This window comes from Flammeovirga sp. AWQ4_249, from assembly GCF_056161045.1.
The window spans coordinates 1-718 of record NZ_JBSWYJ010000113.1 but is presented as its reverse complement, the minus strand read 5'-3'; the positions used below and the strand labels follow the sequence as shown (position 1 = coordinate 718).

The window sequence follows — 718 nt, the reverse complement described above, 5'->3', positions numbered from 1 at the left end:
TATCCTCTAGGTTTGTATGAAAGAAAAATTCTAAGAATCATTATCTTATAAATTAGAAATAAAGAAAGGCCTCCTATAGAGCAAATGACACTTATTACCTAAGCATTAAAGCTTATGAATGGATTACATCTTTATAGGAATATTCGAAGAAAGATCAGATACAAATTGGAGATTAAAAGCTCATTATCGAGGGTTTGATGTCAATTCGAATCAAAAGGCCTATTTCACTTTAGAATGGTAATAATATGAAAGCAAAGTATCAGAGTTTTGTAGGAATTGATGTATCAAAAAGTTGGTTAGATTTTAGTTGTTTAACAGAAGGAGAAGAAGTTCTGAAAGGAAGAATAGATAATTCTGTTAAAGGTATTCAGAAGATGTTTAAAGTTTTAAATGAGAAAGGTATACAAAAAGAAAACTGTCTGTATTTAGCCGAACATACTGGTGGTTATAGTGAGTTGTTATGTATTGAAATGGCAGAAATAAGCTTAGATTTATGGATGGTATCTTCTTTAGAACTTAAATTGAATAGTGGTCTTCAAAGAGGAAAAAGTGATCCCTTAGATGCTTTTAGATTAGCTGATTTCTGTATGAGGTATTCAGATAGAGCAAAACTATGGAAACCACTACCAGAAGCCTTAGAAAGGCTGAAAAAGTATTCAGTTCAAAGAAAATTATTACAAAAGAATTTACATTCTCTTAAACGATCTTTAGGAGAGCT

The 718-nt window shown here is 30.6% G+C and carries 2 protein-coding genes; both read left to right on the top strand.

What is annotated here, in order from left to right; genetic code table 11:
* Positions 1–118: 118 nt before the first annotated feature.
* A complete protein-coding gene (locus ACXAHM_RS26310) occupies positions 119–241 on the top strand; it encodes a hypothetical protein (RefSeq protein WP_474967062.1) in 123 nt (40 codons plus the stop codon).
* A gap of 4 nt (positions 242–245) precedes the next feature.
* Positions 246–718 (top strand): IS110 family transposase (locus ACXAHM_RS26305; protein ID WP_474967061.1); only part of this gene is annotated, 473 nt, incomplete at its 3' end.